General features: G+C 41.6%; 18 protein-coding genes. 8 read left to right on the top strand and 10 right to left on the bottom strand.

Translation table 11 applies throughout. The features are described from left to right. Window positions 1–44 precede the first annotated feature (44 nt). The 5 genes from NST15_RS16960 to NST15_RS16940 form a co-directional block, all read right to left on the bottom strand. Window positions 45–392: a P-II family nitrogen regulator gene (locus NST15_RS16960; RefSeq protein WP_007497589.1), complete on the bottom strand. Its 348-nt coding sequence runs from the start codon at window positions 390–392 to the stop codon at window positions 45–47. Between the two features lie 18 nt (window positions 393–410). Further along, complete coding sequence (locus NST15_RS16955; RefSeq protein WP_008343343.1) at window positions 411–1,619, bottom strand: ammonium transporter; 1,209 nt, start codon at window positions 1,617–1,619, stop codon at window positions 411–413. 192 nt (window positions 1,620–1,811) lie between these two features. Then, entirely contained in the window at window positions 1,812–2,552 is a 741-nt protein-coding gene (locus NST15_RS16950) for an amino acid ABC transporter ATP-binding protein (protein WP_008343342.1), read from the bottom strand. A gap of 10 nt (window positions 2,553–2,562) precedes the next feature. Beyond that, window positions 2,563–3,240 carry an amino acid ABC transporter permease gene (locus tag NST15_RS16945; RefSeq protein WP_081298176.1) on the bottom strand — a complete coding sequence of 226 codons (678 nt, stop codon included), beginning with the start codon at window positions 3,238–3,240 and terminating at the stop codon, window positions 2,563–2,565. A 41-nt stretch (window positions 3,241–3,281) separates the two neighbouring features. After that, window positions 3,282–4,169, bottom strand: a complete 888-nt coding sequence (locus NST15_RS16940; protein WP_058213520.1) for a transporter substrate-binding domain-containing protein — start codon at window positions 4,167–4,169, stop codon at window positions 3,282–3,284. Between the two features lie 179 nt (window positions 4,170–4,348). Between NST15_RS16940 and NST15_RS16935 the strand changes: the two genes are divergently transcribed. Further along, window positions 4,349–5,740 carry an MFS transporter gene (locus NST15_RS16935; protein WP_058213521.1) on the top strand — a complete coding sequence of 464 codons (1,392 nt, stop codon included), beginning with the start codon at window positions 4,349–4,351 and terminating at the stop codon, window positions 5,738–5,740. A gap of 33 nt (window positions 5,741–5,773) precedes the next feature. Here NST15_RS16935 and NST15_RS16930 read toward each other — a convergent pair whose 3' ends face one another. From NST15_RS16930 to NST15_RS16920, 3 genes are all read right to left on the bottom strand, one after another. Next, window positions 5,774–6,373 carry an undecaprenyl-diphosphatase gene (locus NST15_RS16930; protein WP_008343330.1) on the bottom strand — a complete coding sequence of 200 codons (600 nt, stop codon included), beginning with the start codon at window positions 6,371–6,373 and terminating at the stop codon, window positions 5,774–5,776. Between the two features lie 109 nt (window positions 6,374–6,482). Then, on the bottom strand, window positions 6,483–7,670 hold the full coding sequence (locus tag NST15_RS16925; protein ID WP_007497577.1) for an MFS transporter: 1,188 nt from the start codon (window positions 7,668–7,670) through the stop codon (window positions 6,483–6,485). A 15-nt stretch (window positions 7,671–7,685) separates the two neighbouring features. Next, window positions 7,686–8,099 carry a MarR family transcriptional regulator gene (locus tag NST15_RS16920; protein ID WP_008343328.1) on the bottom strand — a complete coding sequence of 138 codons (414 nt, stop codon included), beginning with the start codon at window positions 8,097–8,099 and terminating at the stop codon, window positions 7,686–7,688. 347 nt (window positions 8,100–8,446) lie between these two features. Here NST15_RS16920 and spoIIID point away from each other — a divergent pair, with 347 nt between their 5' ends. The 4 genes from spoIIID (at window position 8,447) to NST15_RS16900 (ending at window position 11,735) form a co-directional block, all read left to right on the top strand. After that, the gene (spoIIID, locus tag NST15_RS16915) at window positions 8,447–8,725 is read left to right on the top strand and encodes a sporulation transcriptional regulator SpoIIID (RefSeq protein ID WP_008343327.1); all 279 of its coding nucleotides are present in this window, start codon (window positions 8,447–8,449) and stop codon (window positions 8,723–8,725) included. Window positions 8,726–8,910: 185 nt separating this feature from the next. Further along, window positions 8,911–9,912: a cell shape-determining protein Mbl gene (mbl, locus tag NST15_RS16910; protein WP_007497573.1), complete on the top strand. Its 1,002-nt coding sequence runs from the start codon at window positions 8,911–8,913 to the stop codon at window positions 9,910–9,912. A gap of 134 nt (window positions 9,913–10,046) precedes the next feature. Then, window positions 10,047–10,886, top strand: a complete 840-nt coding sequence (locus tag NST15_RS16905; protein WP_017360018.1) for a flagellar hook-basal body protein — start codon at window positions 10,047–10,049, stop codon at window positions 10,884–10,886. Between the two features lie 30 nt (window positions 10,887–10,916). Beyond that, window positions 10,917–11,735 (top strand): flagellar hook-basal body protein, encoded by an 819-nt coding sequence (locus NST15_RS16900; RefSeq protein WP_007497568.1) that lies wholly within the window; start codon window positions 10,917–10,919, stop codon window positions 11,733–11,735. Window positions 11,736–11,749: 14 nt separating this feature from the next. Here NST15_RS16900 and NST15_RS16895 read toward each other — a convergent pair whose 3' ends face one another. Next, complete coding sequence (locus NST15_RS16895; protein ID WP_035389769.1) at window positions 11,750–12,805, bottom strand: tetratricopeptide repeat protein; 1,056 nt, start codon at window positions 12,803–12,805, stop codon at window positions 11,750–11,752. Between the two features lie 219 nt (window positions 12,806–13,024). Between NST15_RS16895 and fabZ the strand changes: the two genes are divergently transcribed. Together fabZ and mscL are read left to right on the top strand one after the other, a co-directional pair. Then, on the top strand, window positions 13,025–13,459 hold the full coding sequence (gene fabZ, locus NST15_RS16890) for a 3-hydroxyacyl-ACP dehydratase FabZ (RefSeq protein ID WP_007497564.1): 435 nt from the start codon (window positions 13,025–13,027) through the stop codon (window positions 13,457–13,459). A 126-nt stretch (window positions 13,460–13,585) separates the two neighbouring features. Then, the gene (mscL, locus tag NST15_RS16885) at window positions 13,586–13,981 is read left to right on the top strand and encodes a large conductance mechanosensitive channel protein MscL (protein ID WP_007497563.1); all 396 of its coding nucleotides are present in this window, start codon (window positions 13,586–13,588) and stop codon (window positions 13,979–13,981) included. A gap of 192 nt (window positions 13,982–14,173) precedes the next feature. Here mscL and NST15_RS16880 read toward each other — a convergent pair whose 3' ends face one another. Next, window positions 14,174–14,584, bottom strand: coding sequence for a YwpF-like family protein (locus tag NST15_RS16880; protein ID WP_003215215.1), 411 nt, complete (start codon window positions 14,582–14,584; stop codon window positions 14,174–14,176). Window positions 14,585–14,701: 117 nt separating this feature from the next. Between NST15_RS16880 and NST15_RS16875 the strand changes: the two genes are divergently transcribed. After that, window positions 14,702–15,058 carry a hypothetical protein gene (locus tag NST15_RS16875; protein ID WP_008343305.1) on the top strand — a complete coding sequence of 119 codons (357 nt, stop codon included), beginning with the start codon at window positions 14,702–14,704 and terminating at the stop codon, window positions 15,056–15,058. The last annotated feature ends 142 nt before the right edge of the window (window positions 15,059–15,200 follow it).

The raw sequence follows: 15,200 nt of genomic DNA, 5'->3' as shown, positions 1-15,200 counted from the left end.
TTTTTTTCTCTTTAAAAAAACCTCCGCCATATGGCGGAGGGATGCTATAAGGCGGCAGGTCCTTCTTCACCTGTCCGAATGTTGATTGTATTTTCTATCTCATATATAAAAATCTTCCCATCCCCTGGTTCTCCTGTACGAAGTACCTTTTGAGCCGTTTCCACGACCTGTTCAACAGGTACTTTGCTTAAGACGATTTCGATCTTTAAACGTTCGTACACATTGCTTTCCTTTTTGACGCCACGGTATAGTTCCGTATGTCCCTTTTGTAATCCGCAGCCGTGCACATTGGAAAAGGTAATCGAGGTGACACCAATCTTTCCAAGCTCCACCTTTAATGTTTCAAAATTAGCTGGACGTGTGACAATCTCCACTTTATACATTTTGCTCATAGAGACACCCCTTTTTCTTTAATCTTGATATGCTTTTTCGCCGTGCATCGTTAAATCAAGACCGACTGATTCTTCTTCTTCAGTTGCGCGAATCTTGAAGAAGATGTTGACGACTTTGATGATCACATATGTGACAACTGCAACAAAGACGTATGTGGCCACGATGGCGACAACTTGTTTCCAAAGTAAGCTTGGATCGCCATAAAATAAGCCGTTGGCTCCGCCATCATTGACAGATGTAGTGGCGAAAAGGCCTGTAGCAATGCCTCCCCAAGTACCGCCGATTCCGTGGAGACCGAATGCATCCAGTGCATCGTCATAGCCGAACTTGGCTTTGAGTGAATAGACGCCCCAGAAACAAACGATCCCGCCGATGATTCCGATGATGATCGAAGCGAATGGTGTGACAAAGCCTGCGGCAGGTGTAATCGCTACTAGGCCTGCAATGGCTCCAGAGATTGCACCTAGCATCGTTGGTTTTTTGTTGATCATCCATTCGACTAACAGCCAGCCGATGATTCCTGCAGCAGCAGCTGTATTGGTGTTAATAAAGGCATACATGGCGACACTATCTAATGTGAGGGCACTTCCTACGTTAAACCCAAACCAGCCAAACCAAATCACAGCTCCACCAAGAAGTGTGTAGATCAAGTTATGCGGAGAAGAACTTGCCGCTTCTTTTCGCTTCCCGAGAACAATGGCTACGACTAGACCAGCCACACCGGATGATATGTGGACGACGTTTCCACCCGCGAAGTCAAGTGCTCCCATTTCTCCAATCCAGCCGCCGCCCCATACCCAGTGTGCGACTGGAGCGTATACAAATGTGACCCAAAGGAGTGTAAACACGACCACCGCTGAGTAACGAATACGTTCAGCGAAGGCACCAGAGATAATGGCTGTTGTGAGGACGGCAAAGGTCATTTGGAACATCATGAACAATGAATGTGGAATTGTATCACTATATGAACCAGGTTCAAAGCCAACGCCTTTTAGTCCAACCCAGTCAAAGCCTCCAATCCATGCATTGCCTGGCGCAAAGGCCAGTGAATAGCCAAACACGATCCAGACGATAGAGACAATGGCTAGTGAGGTTAAGCTGTGCATTGTCGTACTTAACACGTTTTTACTTCTCACAAGTCCTCCGTAGAATAAGGCTAAACCCGGTGTCATTAACCACACGAGTAGTGCGCAGAAGAACATAAATACTGTATCACCCATTTGCATGCTGCATTCCCCCGAATCATTCAGAATTAATAGATTTCTTAATTCTTCATTATAGAGAGAAAAGTCATATATAACATATTCATGTAAGTTTATCTAACATGGTTTTTGGTCATTATCAATATAAATGGATGAAAAGTTCGTAAAAAATGAGAATAAACGTGCATGAATCACGAAAAATAAAGGGCGTTTGACCTATAAAATCGAACTGAGAAACAATTTGGTTCGCTCCTCTTGAGGAGAATCAAATAATTCTGATGGGGTACCTTGTTCGACGATTCGTCCTTCATGCATATAAACAACTCGGTCAGCTACTTCTTTTGCGAAGCCCATTTCATGAGTGACGATGACCATTGTCATGCCTTCTTTGGCAAGACTTTTCATGGTTTGCAGCACTTCGCCTACAAGCTCTGGGTCCAGCGCAGAAGTAGGCTCGTCAAATAACATGACATCGGGCTTCATGGCGAGAGCTCGTGCGATGGCAACGCGCTGTTTTTGACCGCCTGATAGCTTTGAAGGGTACACTTTTGCTTTATCCGCTAGTCCGACTTTCTCTAATAAGACATTGGCTTCAGTTATCGCTTGTGCTTTCTTTGTTTTTTTCACCATGACTGGTGCTTCGATGATGTTTTCAAGCACGGTTTTGTGCGGAAAGAGATTAAAATGCTGAAACACCATGCCTATTTTCTGCCTCATTTCGTTTAATTGATCTCGTTTTGGATGAACGGGACTGCCATCAATGATGATCTGACCGTCATTTTTTATTTCTAAAAAATTCATACAACGGAGCAAGGTGCTTTTCCCAGAGCCGCTTGCACCAATTAAGACGACGACATCATTTTCATATACAGTGAGATCGATATCTTTTAAGACATGCAGCTCTCCAAAGTATTTATTCAGTTTTTCAACACGAATGATCTCTTTTGATTCTGTCATGCTTCTCCTCCTAATGATCACTGATTGAAAGTTTCTTCTCAACGGTTTGCACAGCGAATGTTAACAGCAGGACAAGAACTAAGTAATAGACAGCCACGACAAGTAAGTACGTCATGTTGTCAAAACTGTTGGAACCTTGAGTGGTGGCTATGTTAAAGAGTTCATTGACGCTGATGAAGGCGGCAAGTGATGAATCTTTTAAGCCGATAATAAATTGATTGCCAAGAGGGGGAAGGGCACGCCGCATCGCTTGCGGGAGAATGATACGTCTCATGGTTAGAAATCGCCCCATGCCAAGAGAACGTCCTGCTTCTTTTTGACCTTGATCGATTGATTGAATCGCACCTCTAAATATTTCTGCTATATAGGCACCGTTATGGAAGGCAAGCGCAATAGAGGCTGCCCAAAAGTCTGGTATATTTAATTCTGTAAGCCCAAAATACAGGATAAAAATCTGCACAATGAGTGGTGTTCCGCGTACAAGGAAGATATAGGCATTTGCGATATAACCGAAAACGGCCACGCGGGATATTTTTAGTAAGGCAAAGAAAAGCCCGATGAACATGCCGATGAAAATGCTGATGACAGTGAGTTGTAAGGTGAGCAGCATTCCTTCTAAGAAAACGCCTCTAGAATCAATCAGCGTTTGAAAAAAGTGTGATAAGGTAGGCAAAACAATCATCTCCATTTGAAGAAAGTGCGCCTAGAGAAAGGCGCACAATCGTGGTTTTAATCCTGTTTGACGGTAATATCTTCGTCAAAATACTTTTCGCTAATTTGTCTTAATGTTCCGTCTTTTTTGAGTGCATCAATCGCATCATTGATCTCTTTCATGAGCTCTTTATTGTCTTTAGAGACAGCGATTGCTTGCTCACTTTGCCCGAGTCTTTCTTGTGCTTCAATTTTAAGTTTTTTCTTCATGGCTTCTGCACCTGTGGCAAAATCAGTGACGACCGCATCGTGTTTGCCGTTGGCTAGTGCTTCTAAAGCGACAACATCACTGTCGTAATATTTTGGTTCCTGCCCGCTATGTTCTTTGGCAATATCCGCATAGGACGAACCTTTAGAGACAGCGATTTCCTTGTCTTTTAAGTCATCTGCACTGTGAATGTTTGCGCCGGGTCTTGTGAAGATTTGCGGACCGGAGTAGTAATACGGTTGAGAAAAAAGGACGTGTTTTTTTCGTTCCTCGTTGATGGTATGACTTGCAATGGCGGCATCAAATTTACCTGCTTTGACGCCTTCGACGATGCCTGCGAATTTATATTTTTTCTGTACAGGCTCGAGGCCCATCTTGTCACTAATCGCGTTGCCGACATCAATATCAAAGCCGGACATCTGGTTTCCATCCATGTAACTGAATGGGTGGAATTCACCTGATGCTGCAAAAATAAATTTCCCATCCTCCAAAATCGGCGACCCTTTCGCTGTAGAATTACGTTTATCTCCGTTCCCATTTGTTTCATTTGAACCACACGAAGACAGAAGTAATACTGCAACCGAGAAAAGGGCTGGGACCCAAAACCGTCTTTTTTTAATAATAAGCTTCTCCTCCTTTTCAGCCGTTCTCCGTATAAGGAGAAAGTAGGCTTTTAAATATGTGTAGCATCTTACCATTTGTTCCTCATATTCTCAATTTTATATGCGCTTTTCCAACACTTGCCCTTTTTAAAATGTATGTCTTGCTTTTCGGAGAGAGAACTTGAATTGATTAGGGTAAAAAAGGGAAATGAATCTCATAATAACGAGGAGATAGACAAAAAAGAACGTGTATGTCAAAAGAAGGGGGCGGGTGTATGATCAAATGGAAAAACAACCGAAAAGTCTTTTTAACGGCGATTGCTTTTGGCACGATGTTAAATCCATTGAATTCCTCAATGATTTCTTTAGCCTTGCATCAAATTCAGCATGAGTTCGGTTTGTCGTTTACGACGGTATCTTGGCTCATTTCAACCTTTTATTTGGCCAGCGCGGTCACGCAGCCGGTGAGTGGACGAATTGGAGATCATGTGATGAGCCGGAGAACCTTATTTTTATTTGGACTAGTTCTAGTGGCAGTCTCAGCCATTTGTGCGCCGTTTGCCCCGACTTTTGCGGTGCTGATTGTGATCCGGCTTCTTCAGGCGATTGGAAGCAGTGCGATCTATCCTTCAGGTGTTGGACTGATTCGGGATCATGTGAAGGAACGACAAGCTTCTGCTTTAGCGGTATTGTCCATCTTTGCTTCAGCGATGACAGCACTCGGGCCGACACTTGGCGGGTTTTTGATGACGATCGGCAGCTGGCCGGCGATCTTTTTAGTGAATCTGCCATTCATATTGATCAGTTTTTTTCTAGGATTCTCCTTATTTCCTAAGGAGAAGAAGAAGAAATTGCGTATAGGAGACACTGTCCGAAAGCTTGATTTGCCAGGGATGTTGCTATTTACAGTTTGTATTGTCCTTTTGCTTTCTTTTTTATTATCACTTTCTGATGGTATTCAGTATGTACAGGGCATTCTCTGTCTTGTGAGTGCGGGTGCTTTTATATGGTGGGAGCATCAGGTGGATGAGCCATTTATCCAAATTCGGATGTTCAGGCAGGAGAAACGGCTTTCACTTGTGTATGTGCAATTTATCATTTTAAATATTTTCTTCTATTGTCTCTTTTTTGGCTTGCCAAGTTATTTTCAGGATGAATTGGGCTGGCGTGTGGAGATGACGGGTCTCTTTATGCTTTGCATGTCTGGCGTGAGCATTATGGTATCGCCGCTGACTGGCAAGTGGGTAGATCGCGGCGATGAACGGCATCCTGTTTTGGCAAGTGCTGTGCTCATGCTGGCCGGCGCTTCCGCCATGACTTTCTTTTTTATTCCTGCGCCATTCTGGGGGAAAGGACTGGTTCTTGCTTTGCTTGGACTCAGTTACGGGATTGGAAATGTTGCGCTTCAAGCTGCGATGTTAAAAGCGAGCCCTCAACAAATGATTGGCACGACCTCTGGGCTTTTTCAAACATGCAGGTACCTTGGTTCTATTCTGTCGTCTGCTGTGCTTGGCATGCTGTTTGGTGAGGAAATTGCAGGTTCTCATTTTGAACAATTAGGCTGGACGTTGATCATGATTTCTCTTGTCGGCATTAGCGTCAGCCTTTATTTTTCGAGTATGGTCAGAGGAAAACAAACAATGAAAAAAGCGACTGGGATAAAGTAGAAGAGAGGTCTTCTATACTTTATCGCAAGCCGCTTAAGAGTTGGACAGGTCTGATCCTTGGTCCTTTTGCTTCCTTCTGAAAATTTTGCCCACAATGTTCTCGTAAAATGTCACGATACGATCAATAGGAGAGTCAAAGAACTTCCATAATTTATTCATGATAAAGACAACCACAATCGATACGATCAAGCTGCCTAATACATCAAATGGATAATGATGACCGACCCAGATGCGGGAGAACCCTGTCAGTAATCCAAAAACAAGCAAAATATTGCCGAGTTTTTTATTACGGGATCGAATGGCTAGTGAAAGAGCCAGTGCACCTGTTGTGTGGTCACTTGGGAAGGAAGCGTCTGCTGAGTGCGGGATGAGTGTGTCGACTTTGTGCGCCACAAACGGCCGCTCTTCATAATAAAACAGCGTAATGGCAAAATTGACGATGAGTGCCACGATGCCTGTTACACCAGAAAAGAAGACATGCTTCTTAAATTTGTGATTACCTAAAAACCAACAAATCAATAAGACGAGGGCATATACGAGAATGGCCTTTTTCGTAATGAAAATCATGGCCTGATCTAAAAACTCAGAATGATGAGCCATCCCGTGTATGACTTTAAACAATTCGTAATTCAAAACATCACCTATACTTTCGCTTAACGCCAACTATTTTTCAAAAGACCTATCTGTTCATTTGAAATATCCTATATTTTAGCATGTTTTCAGTGAAGTTTAAAACAGTATCCTATTCTGATAGGGAAACCTTTTGTGCTTTTGCTTCTTGCGGTTTTCGTTCGCTCCAATAAAAAACGCCCATGCTGAGTAACACGACAACGCCAGCAATGAGATATACATTTGAAAAATCTGTGAAGCTGACAAGCAGTCCGAAGACAAAGGATCCAGCGGCAATCCCCGTATCATACAAGGTAAAGAAAGTTGCTGTGGCGTAGCCTGTACGGTGTGCTGGTGAGTGCTGTATCGCAAGTGTTTGTAGACATGGCACCAAAGAGCCGTAGCCAAGGCCGATGACAGCGCCGGATAAAAGAAGCATGGTGGCTGTTTGGGTAGCGGTCAGCATCCATAAACCAATCGCAAAGAGAGCAATCGATGGATAGATCACAATATGAGGCCCGACTCGGTCAAACAGTCTTCCTGTAAATGGACGTGATCCAAGCATCGCAGCTGCAAAAACAATGAAGAAATAACTGCTTGCACCCATTAGGTTCAGGGAATTGGCATAGACTGAAATAAATGAAATGATCGGCGAGTAACAGAAGGAGATAATGATTCCAACTGCTGCCGTTTTTAAAGCACCTTTTTCAAACAGGTGAGAAAAAGTGAATCGAAAGATGACACTTCCGCCGTTTTCAGGCTCTGGCTGTCTAATCAGCATCGTGAAAGCTGCGCCGATGGAGACGATGATGGAAAAGAGCAGAAATAAAGAATGGAATCCTACTTTTCCGACTTGATTCAGTGCGATAAACGGACCGATGACCACGGCAAGGTTCATCGACATCACAAAGTATCCAAGACCCTCTCCTCGTTTATGTTTCGGAATCATATCAGCAGCAATGGCACTTGCTACGGTTGTCAAAATGCTGAAGAAGATTCCTTGCACGAAACGCAGCATGAGAAGTGTTTGGAATTGATCAATTGGAATGTATAAATAAGTGAGCAGGGCAAAAGCCGTTGAAGAAAAAATCGCCATGCGTTTCTTGCCGAATTTCTCAATAATGGCCCCTGAAAATGGCCTTGTCACAATTGCTGATAATAAGAAGACCGTCACAAGGAGGCCGCCCTGTGATTCTGTTCCATTTAATTCATCCATTGTGTAAATGGGGAGTAGTGTCAAAAGGGCATAAAAAGAGGTGAATGTAAATAAATTCACCAGGACAATCATGATAAAGTCTTTTGTCCAAATGCGTTCGTTCATGGTGTATGTCACTTCCTATTCAGTTGATAATTTGTGTAAAAGTGTATGGAGGAGTTGTTTTTCTTCGTAGGTGAAATCTGAAAGACATTCTTCTTCAAATTGTTCCATCGTCTGTTTGATTTTTTGAAACTTTGCTTTTGCATCGTCTGTCATGACGATGAGATTCTCACGTTTGTCTTTTCCTTGGACTCGTTTCACCCAGCCGTTTGCTTCTAGACGCGTCACGGTTCTGGTAATCGTCGGTGCTTCGACGTTCAAATAGGTCCAAATGTCTTTTTGCGTTTTAGGGCCGAATGTATCCAAACAAAAAAGTACAGTCCACTGGGACATGTACAAGTCATAAGCAGCAAGCGCTTCGTTCGCTTTTTTAGACAGCAGCCGCGCGCTTTGATGTATTTGATGTAAACACTCTCTGTTTAACGTATCCATAGGCTCACCTTTATTCATTATTTATCTAGGTAAATAAAATCACCTTTCCTATTTTACGTGTTACACCGATGCTTGTAAAGTGAAAATTTTCGCCACTCGAAATGATTTTTTGTTTTGTCTTTTCTGATAAATCCCTTGTCCCATCTTCATTTTTAGCATATTCCCTATGCAATGCTAATACACTGTTACAAACCTGACAAAGAGAGTGTTTGAGGTGAGGGATCGTGTTTGGCATTTGCTACCTAATGGATGAGAAATTAAGACGAACAAGCGCCGCTGAAAATGGATAATATTGATACGGATCTCATTTCACACTTCTCACATCCATTTTAGGGAGGTCGAGTGGTGTGCACGATTACATCAAAGAGCGAACAATCAAGATAGGAAAGTATATCGTGGAGACAAAGAAAACCGTTCGTGTAATTGCGAAAGAATTTGGAGTCTCTAAAAGTACTGTACACAAGGATCTAACAGAAAGACTGCCAGAAATTAATCCAGATCTGGCTAACGAAGTGAAGGAGATACTGGATTATCATAAATCAATCCGTCACCTGCGAGGGGGAGAAGCCACAAAGTTAAAGTATAAAAAAGAAGAAATTTTAGAAGGTGAGCCTGTAAAACAGTAAGCTTTAGTTCTTTGTTCATAAACATGATATATATATCTTCCTCTTATCGGTAGTTTCTAACCACAAATTTTGTAAAGACTTTTGTAAAGAAATATCTTTTTTTCTGCAAATTATGATAGAATATATAATTAGGGCAGAATGTGGTATTTGCTATGGAAACAGATTTTCAAGGAGGATATATATAGATGTTTGCTAGGGATATTGGAATTGATCTTGGTACTGCAAATGTACTGATTCATGTCAAAGGAAAAGGAATTGTGTTAAATGAACCATCTGTTGTCGCTCTTGATAAAAACAGCGGGAAAGTATTAGCTGTTGGAGAAGAAGCGAGACGTATGGTTGGACGTACGCCTGGGAATATTGTTGCGATTCGTCCATTAAAAGATGGCGTAATTGCTGATTTTGAAGTAACTGAAGCGATGCTCAAGCATTTTATTAACAAATTGAATGTGAAAGGGCTGTTCTCTAAGCCGCGTATGCTCATCTGCTGCCCGACAAACATTACATCTGTTGAGCAGAAGGCAATCAAAGAAGCTGCTGAAAAAAGCGGCGGGAAGCATGTATTTCTTGAAGAAGAGCCAAAAGTAGCAGCAATTGGTGCTGGTATGGATATTTTTCAGCCAAGTGGAAACATGGTCGTAGATATTGGAGGCGGAACGACAGATATCGCTGTCATCTCGATGGGTGACATTGTAACCGCCTCTTCTATTAAAATGGCTGGAGACAAATTTGACCTGGAAATTCTAAACTACATTAAAAAAGAGTACAAGCTGTTGATCGGTGAGCGAACTGCAGAGGACATTAAGATCCAAGTTGCAACGGTATTCCCAGACGCACGTCACGAAGAGATTTCGATTCGTGGACGAGACATGGTGACAGGATTACCAAGAACGATTACCGTCACAAGCAAAGAAGTAGAAGAAGCATTACGTGAATCTGTATCTGCCATTGTTCAGGCTGCGAAACAAGTTCTTGAAAGAACACCACCTGAATTATCAGCTGATATCATTGACCGCGGCGTCATCATTACTGGTGGCGGAGCGCTTCTAAACGGGCTTGATCAATTGCTTGCAGAAGAGCTGAAAGTACCAGTTTTCGTTGCAGAAAATCCAATGGATTGTGTAGCAGTTGGTACTGGCGTGATGCTTGATAATATGGACAAGCTGCCAAAGCGTAAACTCAGCTAATGATTTCCCTCATTCTTTTTAGAAAGAATGGGGGATTTTTATTAAAGAAGCCTGCCAATATGCCGATATATTTCATAGAAGATTGTGTACTGATGATTTTAGGTCATGTGAAAGAATTTGAATGAGGTGAGCACGTGTTAAAAGGACTATACACCGCAACATCTGCCATGATCGCTCAAGAGCGGCGGACAGAAATGCTTTCAAATAATATCGCAAATGCGAATACTCCAGGCTATAAAGCAGATGAAGGGGCCATGCGCGCATTTCCAGAAATGTTGCTAAGCCGAATGGAATCAGGACGTTTCCAAACATCTTCAGGCAAAGGCTTTAGTATCCCGCAGCAAACGGCGATTGGCGGAATTAATACGGGAACATACATGCAGGAATTGATTCCCCAATTTACACAAGGAACATTAAAAACAACGGATCAAACAACTGATATCGCATTAGTAGAAAATAATGTACCCATCAACCCGGAGACAAATCAAAAGTCAGCGCTTTTTTATGCTGTGAATACACCAGAAGGCGTTCGTTATACGAAAAGCAGTTCCATTACATTGAATGATCAAAATCAGCTGACGATCAATGGACGTGCCCTTCTTTCCGTGACGGGCCAGCCGATTACCGTTCAAAGTGAGAATTTCAAAGTGAACGCAGATGGAACCGTGAGTGAAAACGGACAAAACCTTGGACAAATTGATGTACGTGTTGCAATGGATACAAGAAACCTTGCGCGTGAAGGAAATGATTTATACCGTACAGCTGATAACCAGCCTCTTCCAAGTGCGGTCAATAACGGTCAAATGTCCTATACATTAAGCCAAGGTGTATCAGAGCTGTCGAACGTTGATGTGACGAAATCATATACAGAAATGACAACAGCCTACCGCGCATTTGAAACAAACCAAAAAGTGGTTCAGGCATATGATAAAAGTTTAGAAAAAGCAGTGAATGAAATCGGAAGAGTGTATTAATGAAGAAATGAAAGAGAGAGGAGGATTCTCATGCTTAGAACGATGATCAATGCAGCTGTGTCGATGAACGAGGTGCAAAAGCAGCTTGATATCATTAGTAATAACATCGCAAACAGTGAAACAACAGGGTATCGCGCGAAAAACACCCGTTTTTCAGAGCTGGTCAGACAACAGTTTAATCAGGTAGATGAAAAAAATGAGCAGGTGGCAAACAGTCGTCTGACACCTGCTGGTTTAAGGCTTGGAACTGGTACGATGGTCAATGCATCCATTAACTCATTGCAAGGGTCTATTAAAGAAACAGGCCGTGACCTTGATGTTGCATTTGGTGCGCCATCTCAGTATTTGCAGGTCAATGCTGGCGGTAACATCCGGTATACAAGAGATGGCTCTCTTTATTTACAGCCAGGAAATAATCGGAATCAAGTCCAGCTGGTGACAAGCGAAGGCCATCCGATTCTTGACGAAAACGGGAATGAGATTGTCTTAAATGCGAATTTCCGTGATATTTCTATCGATAAAAATGGCCGGCTTACAGCTATTTCTCGAGGCAATCAACCGAATCAGCAGGTGAATCTTGGGGTTGTTCAAGTGAATAATTCTTCAGCACTCATCTCTGAAGGAGAAAATTTGTTCTCAGTCGACGGCAACTATCAAGGCGCTTTAACGGCACTGAATGGGGCAAACCGTCAGGCCATTCAACTTCAGCAAGGTGCACTTGAAACGTCGAATGTGGACATGTCTAAAGAATTAACAGACCTCATGACAACACAGCGTTCGTATCAGATGAACTCAAGAACCATTACGATGGGCGATCAGATGCTAGGACTCATTAATACCATTCGATAATGAGCAGGCGGATGTCAGCCTCTCATGATAAAAAAGGCGGCTCGCTCAAAGTCGCCCTTTTTTTTATAAAAATCTGAGACATCTGCAAGCAGATCTTCAAGATCAATCCAGGCTTCTTTTCGTTCAAGACATGTGACGAGTGTAGCAATCTGTTCATCTGCCTTGGGCGTTTGGCTGTAGAGAAGGAATAAAATTTGGAACTTGATTCTTAATAGATCAAATTGGGCATCAACGGCTTCTTTTAGCCCTTTTTGAATATATTTCATTCCTTCATCAGTTAAATTCTCTTTAAAGCAGGAACGCACAGTTTCATAGAGACACGATACATAGGAGTGGGCAGACTTCCGGTATGCTGGGAGCCGAAGCGCTTTTTTAAAGTATTCTAGTGCTTCCTTATGACGATTCTGTCTCGACTTGATAAAACCAGCGTCATAATACACGATACCAAGCAGTTCTTGGTCATCAATCATTTTCACGTATTCAATAATTTCAATAAAAATAGCTTCTGCTTCTTCATATTTTTTTTGGTCACTAAAGTTAAGTGCGAGCACAATTTTGCACCGATAAATGCTGTGGATATCCCCGTGCTTTGCAAAGATATTCATGGCTTTTTCAACATGTCGAATGGATAACAGTGAATAGCGGTTGTTATAATAAACACCACTTGTACGGAAATGAAACTCTGCTTCCTCTAGCTCATCGTCTAGCAGGGGCAGTTTCTCTTCTGCTTTTTCAAGATAATGAATGGCATCATTTTGATCGCTCTTCAAAGATTCGTATAAACCGAGAAAAAAGTAAAAATAATATTGTAGTTGATCGTTCATTCGATCTTTGTGGAGCATGAGTTCATGCTTCAGTTTTTCTAAGTCTTCTGTTTGGTTCATCCAGAGCTGATGGCGAAAAAGCATAAGCTGATAATGTAAATGAAGCTCCTGTTTCTTTGACAATCTACGTTTATATTTGGTTAAGGACGTTTTGATCTCTTCAGCCTTCGAAAAGTGTCGATGTTTTAGCATTGTATACCACGAATGGAGAAGTTTTTTAATGGATTTATCGCTTATAAAATTCATTTTTACCCTCTTATTCAATCAATGATGTAATATATATTACCATATTTGTGAAAAAACGATGAGTGTAGAGTGGATTATATTTCATGACAATAGGTAATAATAGATGTTATTTTTTACCATAATTGTTGGCTAGACATTGAAAAATGACTGCATTCATAATATACTTCAATAGGAATCAAATGAAGATTAGCGATATAGAAAAGAAGGAGAGATCAAGACATGCTTGATGCTCAGCAAATTCAAGACATTATTCCACACCGTTATCCATTTTTATTGGTTGACCGTATTTTAGAAGTTGATGGTGAGAAAAGAGCGGTTGGAATCAAAAATGTCACAGTAAATGAAGAATTTTTTAATGGCCATTTCCCAGGATACCCCGTCATGCCAGGTGTGCTTATTGTAGAAGCGCTCGCTCAAGTTTTTGGGGTCATCATGTTAGGTAAAGAAGAGAACAAAGGGAAAATTGGTTTGTTTGCAGGGATTGACAGCTGCCGATTCAAAAGACAGGTCAAGCCCGGCGATCAGCTACGTTTAGAGGTTGAAGTCACGCGTCTTCGCGGTCCAGTTGCCAAAGGAAAAGCAGTTGCAACAGTAGATGGCGAAGTGGCATGTGAAGCAGAACTGACATTTTCTATCGGTCCGAAAGTATCGTAATGTGTCTGACGGTTCATCATGTATGAACCGTTTTTTATATGGAAACATTCAGCCAGAGCGGATGAGGACTTGCTTTTTTGACAAAAAAACGTCATATTAGACAAAAAAAGATGAAGGTGATAAACAATGCTGAAAGAATTTAGAGAGTTTGCCGTCAAGGGGAATGTGATTGACCTGGCTGTCGGTGTCATCATCGGGGGAGCATTTGGCAAAATTGTCACTTCTCTTGTGAATGATTTAATTATGCCGCTTGTTGGTATTATTGTGGGGGGGCATGATTTTAGTGGATTGTCTATTAAAATCGGTTCTGCTCAAATTTTGTATGGAAGTTTCATTCAAACAGTGGTCGACTTCTTGATTATCTCCTTTTCCATTTTTATCTTTATTCGTTATTTAAATAAATTAAAACGGAAAAAGGTAGAGGAAGAAGAAGTGGTTGAAACGCCAGATCAAACGGAAGTGTTGTTAACCGAAATTAGAGATTTATTGAAAAATCAAAGCCAATCGAAAGATGTGCAATAGAAAAAGAGCGGCTCATCCCGCTCTCAGCGTGTAGACAAACCCTCGCATTCTTTGTCAGGGCTGTGCTCCGGTGCTCGCCCTTCCTTGACTTCAAAGGTTTTCTATCACGCTGAAAAGGAAGACAAAGGGCTAAAATAAAGTTCATTTTAGCCCTTTGTCAACCATCTAAGAGCGGCTCATCCCGCTCTTTTTTTATGTGTTCTGTTTAAAAGCATCCAGCAGTTTTTCTCCTGACAGCCCCTCTTTGACGAGGTCTTTTAATACTTCTTCGGTTTCTGTTCTGTAACGATTTGTGATCATTTTACCGTCGAGTAATACAGATATGTTTTCTTCTAAGGCAACGATGTTTTTGACTTGGACCGATAGATGAACAGGGCGGTTGTTTTCTTTTGTAATCGTCACGAGAATCTTTACTTCTGTATGCTGCTGGAAGAGCACCTCAAACACTTGTCTATGCTTCTTTGGAATCAGTGCCTCGATCATCCAGTGGTTTTCGCCATCTTCTTTATTAATGATTAAGCCGTCACGAAGGGGAATGCTGGACATTTTATCTTGCTTTGGATCAAGTTCAATTTTTAAATCAATCAGCCTAAAGGTTTTCATATTTATCACCTCACAAGCGTTCATTATTCGTAAGTATCATTATAGCATACAACATCTGTATAAATGAAACCGCTACCTACTCAGAACTAGCTGCATATAAGTGAAAGGAGATGTTTTATGGAGTCCTATCAACTTCGAAACATACATATTGGTGAGGAAAAGGAAAGCAATGTGAGGGTCTATACATGGGGAGATATTCTCTCATTTTGTGATGTGTATATGGAAGAAGGGGAGTCCCTCACTTTTCAATACGTGACAGACGATCAAATGGACTGTTTTGAATTTCAATTGTCCATTCATGATGGAAGGCTTTGTTTTTATTGGTTTGCGTGGGACGGGTCTGACTATATTCACATGCCTTCTAGTAATTGGATTCATTCAGATGTTTTTTATCAATTTATGAAAAATAAGTATTTCGTCAAACAAAATAAGATGATGTTTTATACGCAAGCGGTAAAAAGTAAAAATGATTGAGGAAATAAAGAATTTGAAGAACGATTTTGTCATTTTCGTTTTTTGTCTCTTGTGCTATTTCTCAGTAGACTAGGGTTAGCTGAAAGGAAAGGAGGCAAAAGGCAAAGGTCTAGCATCTCGCGGCCCCCCTCTAGCTATAGCT

The sequence above is a fragment of the Bacillus sp. FSL R5-0820 genome (assembly GCF_038593385.1).
GTDB classification, from domain to species: domain Bacteria; phylum Bacillota; class Bacilli; order Bacillales; family Bacillaceae; genus Bacillus; species Bacillus altitudinis.
Note: the sequence above shows the minus strand (reverse complement) of the source record. Positions and strands in the feature narration are given on the sequence as shown.

Bases quoted from the DNA above. Each gene is read 5' to 3' on its own strand.
- NST15_RS16960 (WP_007497589.1), bottom strand. From the start codon at position 392: ATGAGCAAAATGTATAAAGTGGAGATTGTCACACGTCCAGCTAATTTT.
- NST15_RS16955 (WP_008343343.1), bottom strand. From the start codon at position 1,619: ATGCAAATGGGTGATACAGTATTTATGTTCTTCTGCGCACTACTCGTG.
- NST15_RS16950 (WP_008343342.1), bottom strand. From the start codon at position 2,552: ATGACAGAATCAAAAGAGATCATTCGTGTTGAAAAACTGAATAAATAC.
- NST15_RS16945 (WP_081298176.1), bottom strand. From the start codon at position 3,240: ATGGAGATGATTGTTTTGCCTACCTTATCACACTTTTTTCAAACGCTG.
- NST15_RS16940 (WP_058213520.1), bottom strand. From the start codon at position 4,169: ATGGTAAGATGCTACACATATTTAAAAGCCTACTTTCTCCTTATACGG.
- NST15_RS16935 (WP_058213521.1), top strand. From the start codon at position 4,349: ATGATCAAATGGAAAAACAACCGAAAAGTCTTTTTAACGGCGATTGCT.
- NST15_RS16925 (WP_007497577.1), bottom strand. From the start codon at position 7,670: ATGAACGAACGCATTTGGACAAAAGACTTTATCATGATTGTCCTGGTG.
- NST15_RS16920 (WP_008343328.1), bottom strand. From the start codon at position 8,099: ATGGATACGTTAAACAGAGAGTGTTTACATCAAATACATCAAAGCGCG.
- mbl (WP_007497573.1), top strand. From the start codon at position 8,911: ATGTTTGCTAGGGATATTGGAATTGATCTTGGTACTGCAAATGTACTG.
- NST15_RS16900 (WP_007497568.1), top strand. From the start codon at position 10,917: ATGCTTAGAACGATGATCAATGCAGCTGTGTCGATGAACGAGGTGCAA.
- NST15_RS16895 (WP_035389769.1), bottom strand. From the start codon at position 12,805: ATGAATTTTATAAGCGATAAATCCATTAAAAAACTTCTCCATTCGTGG.
- fabZ (WP_007497564.1), top strand. From the start codon at position 13,025: ATGCTTGATGCTCAGCAAATTCAAGACATTATTCCACACCGTTATCCA.
- mscL (WP_007497563.1), top strand. From the start codon at position 13,586: ATGCTGAAAGAATTTAGAGAGTTTGCCGTCAAGGGGAATGTGATTGAC.
- NST15_RS16880 (WP_003215215.1), bottom strand. From the start codon at position 14,584: ATGAAAACCTTTAGGCTGATTGATTTAAAAATTGAACTTGATCCAAAG.
- NST15_RS16875 (WP_008343305.1), top strand. From the start codon at position 14,702: ATGGAGTCCTATCAACTTCGAAACATACATATTGGTGAGGAAAAGGAA.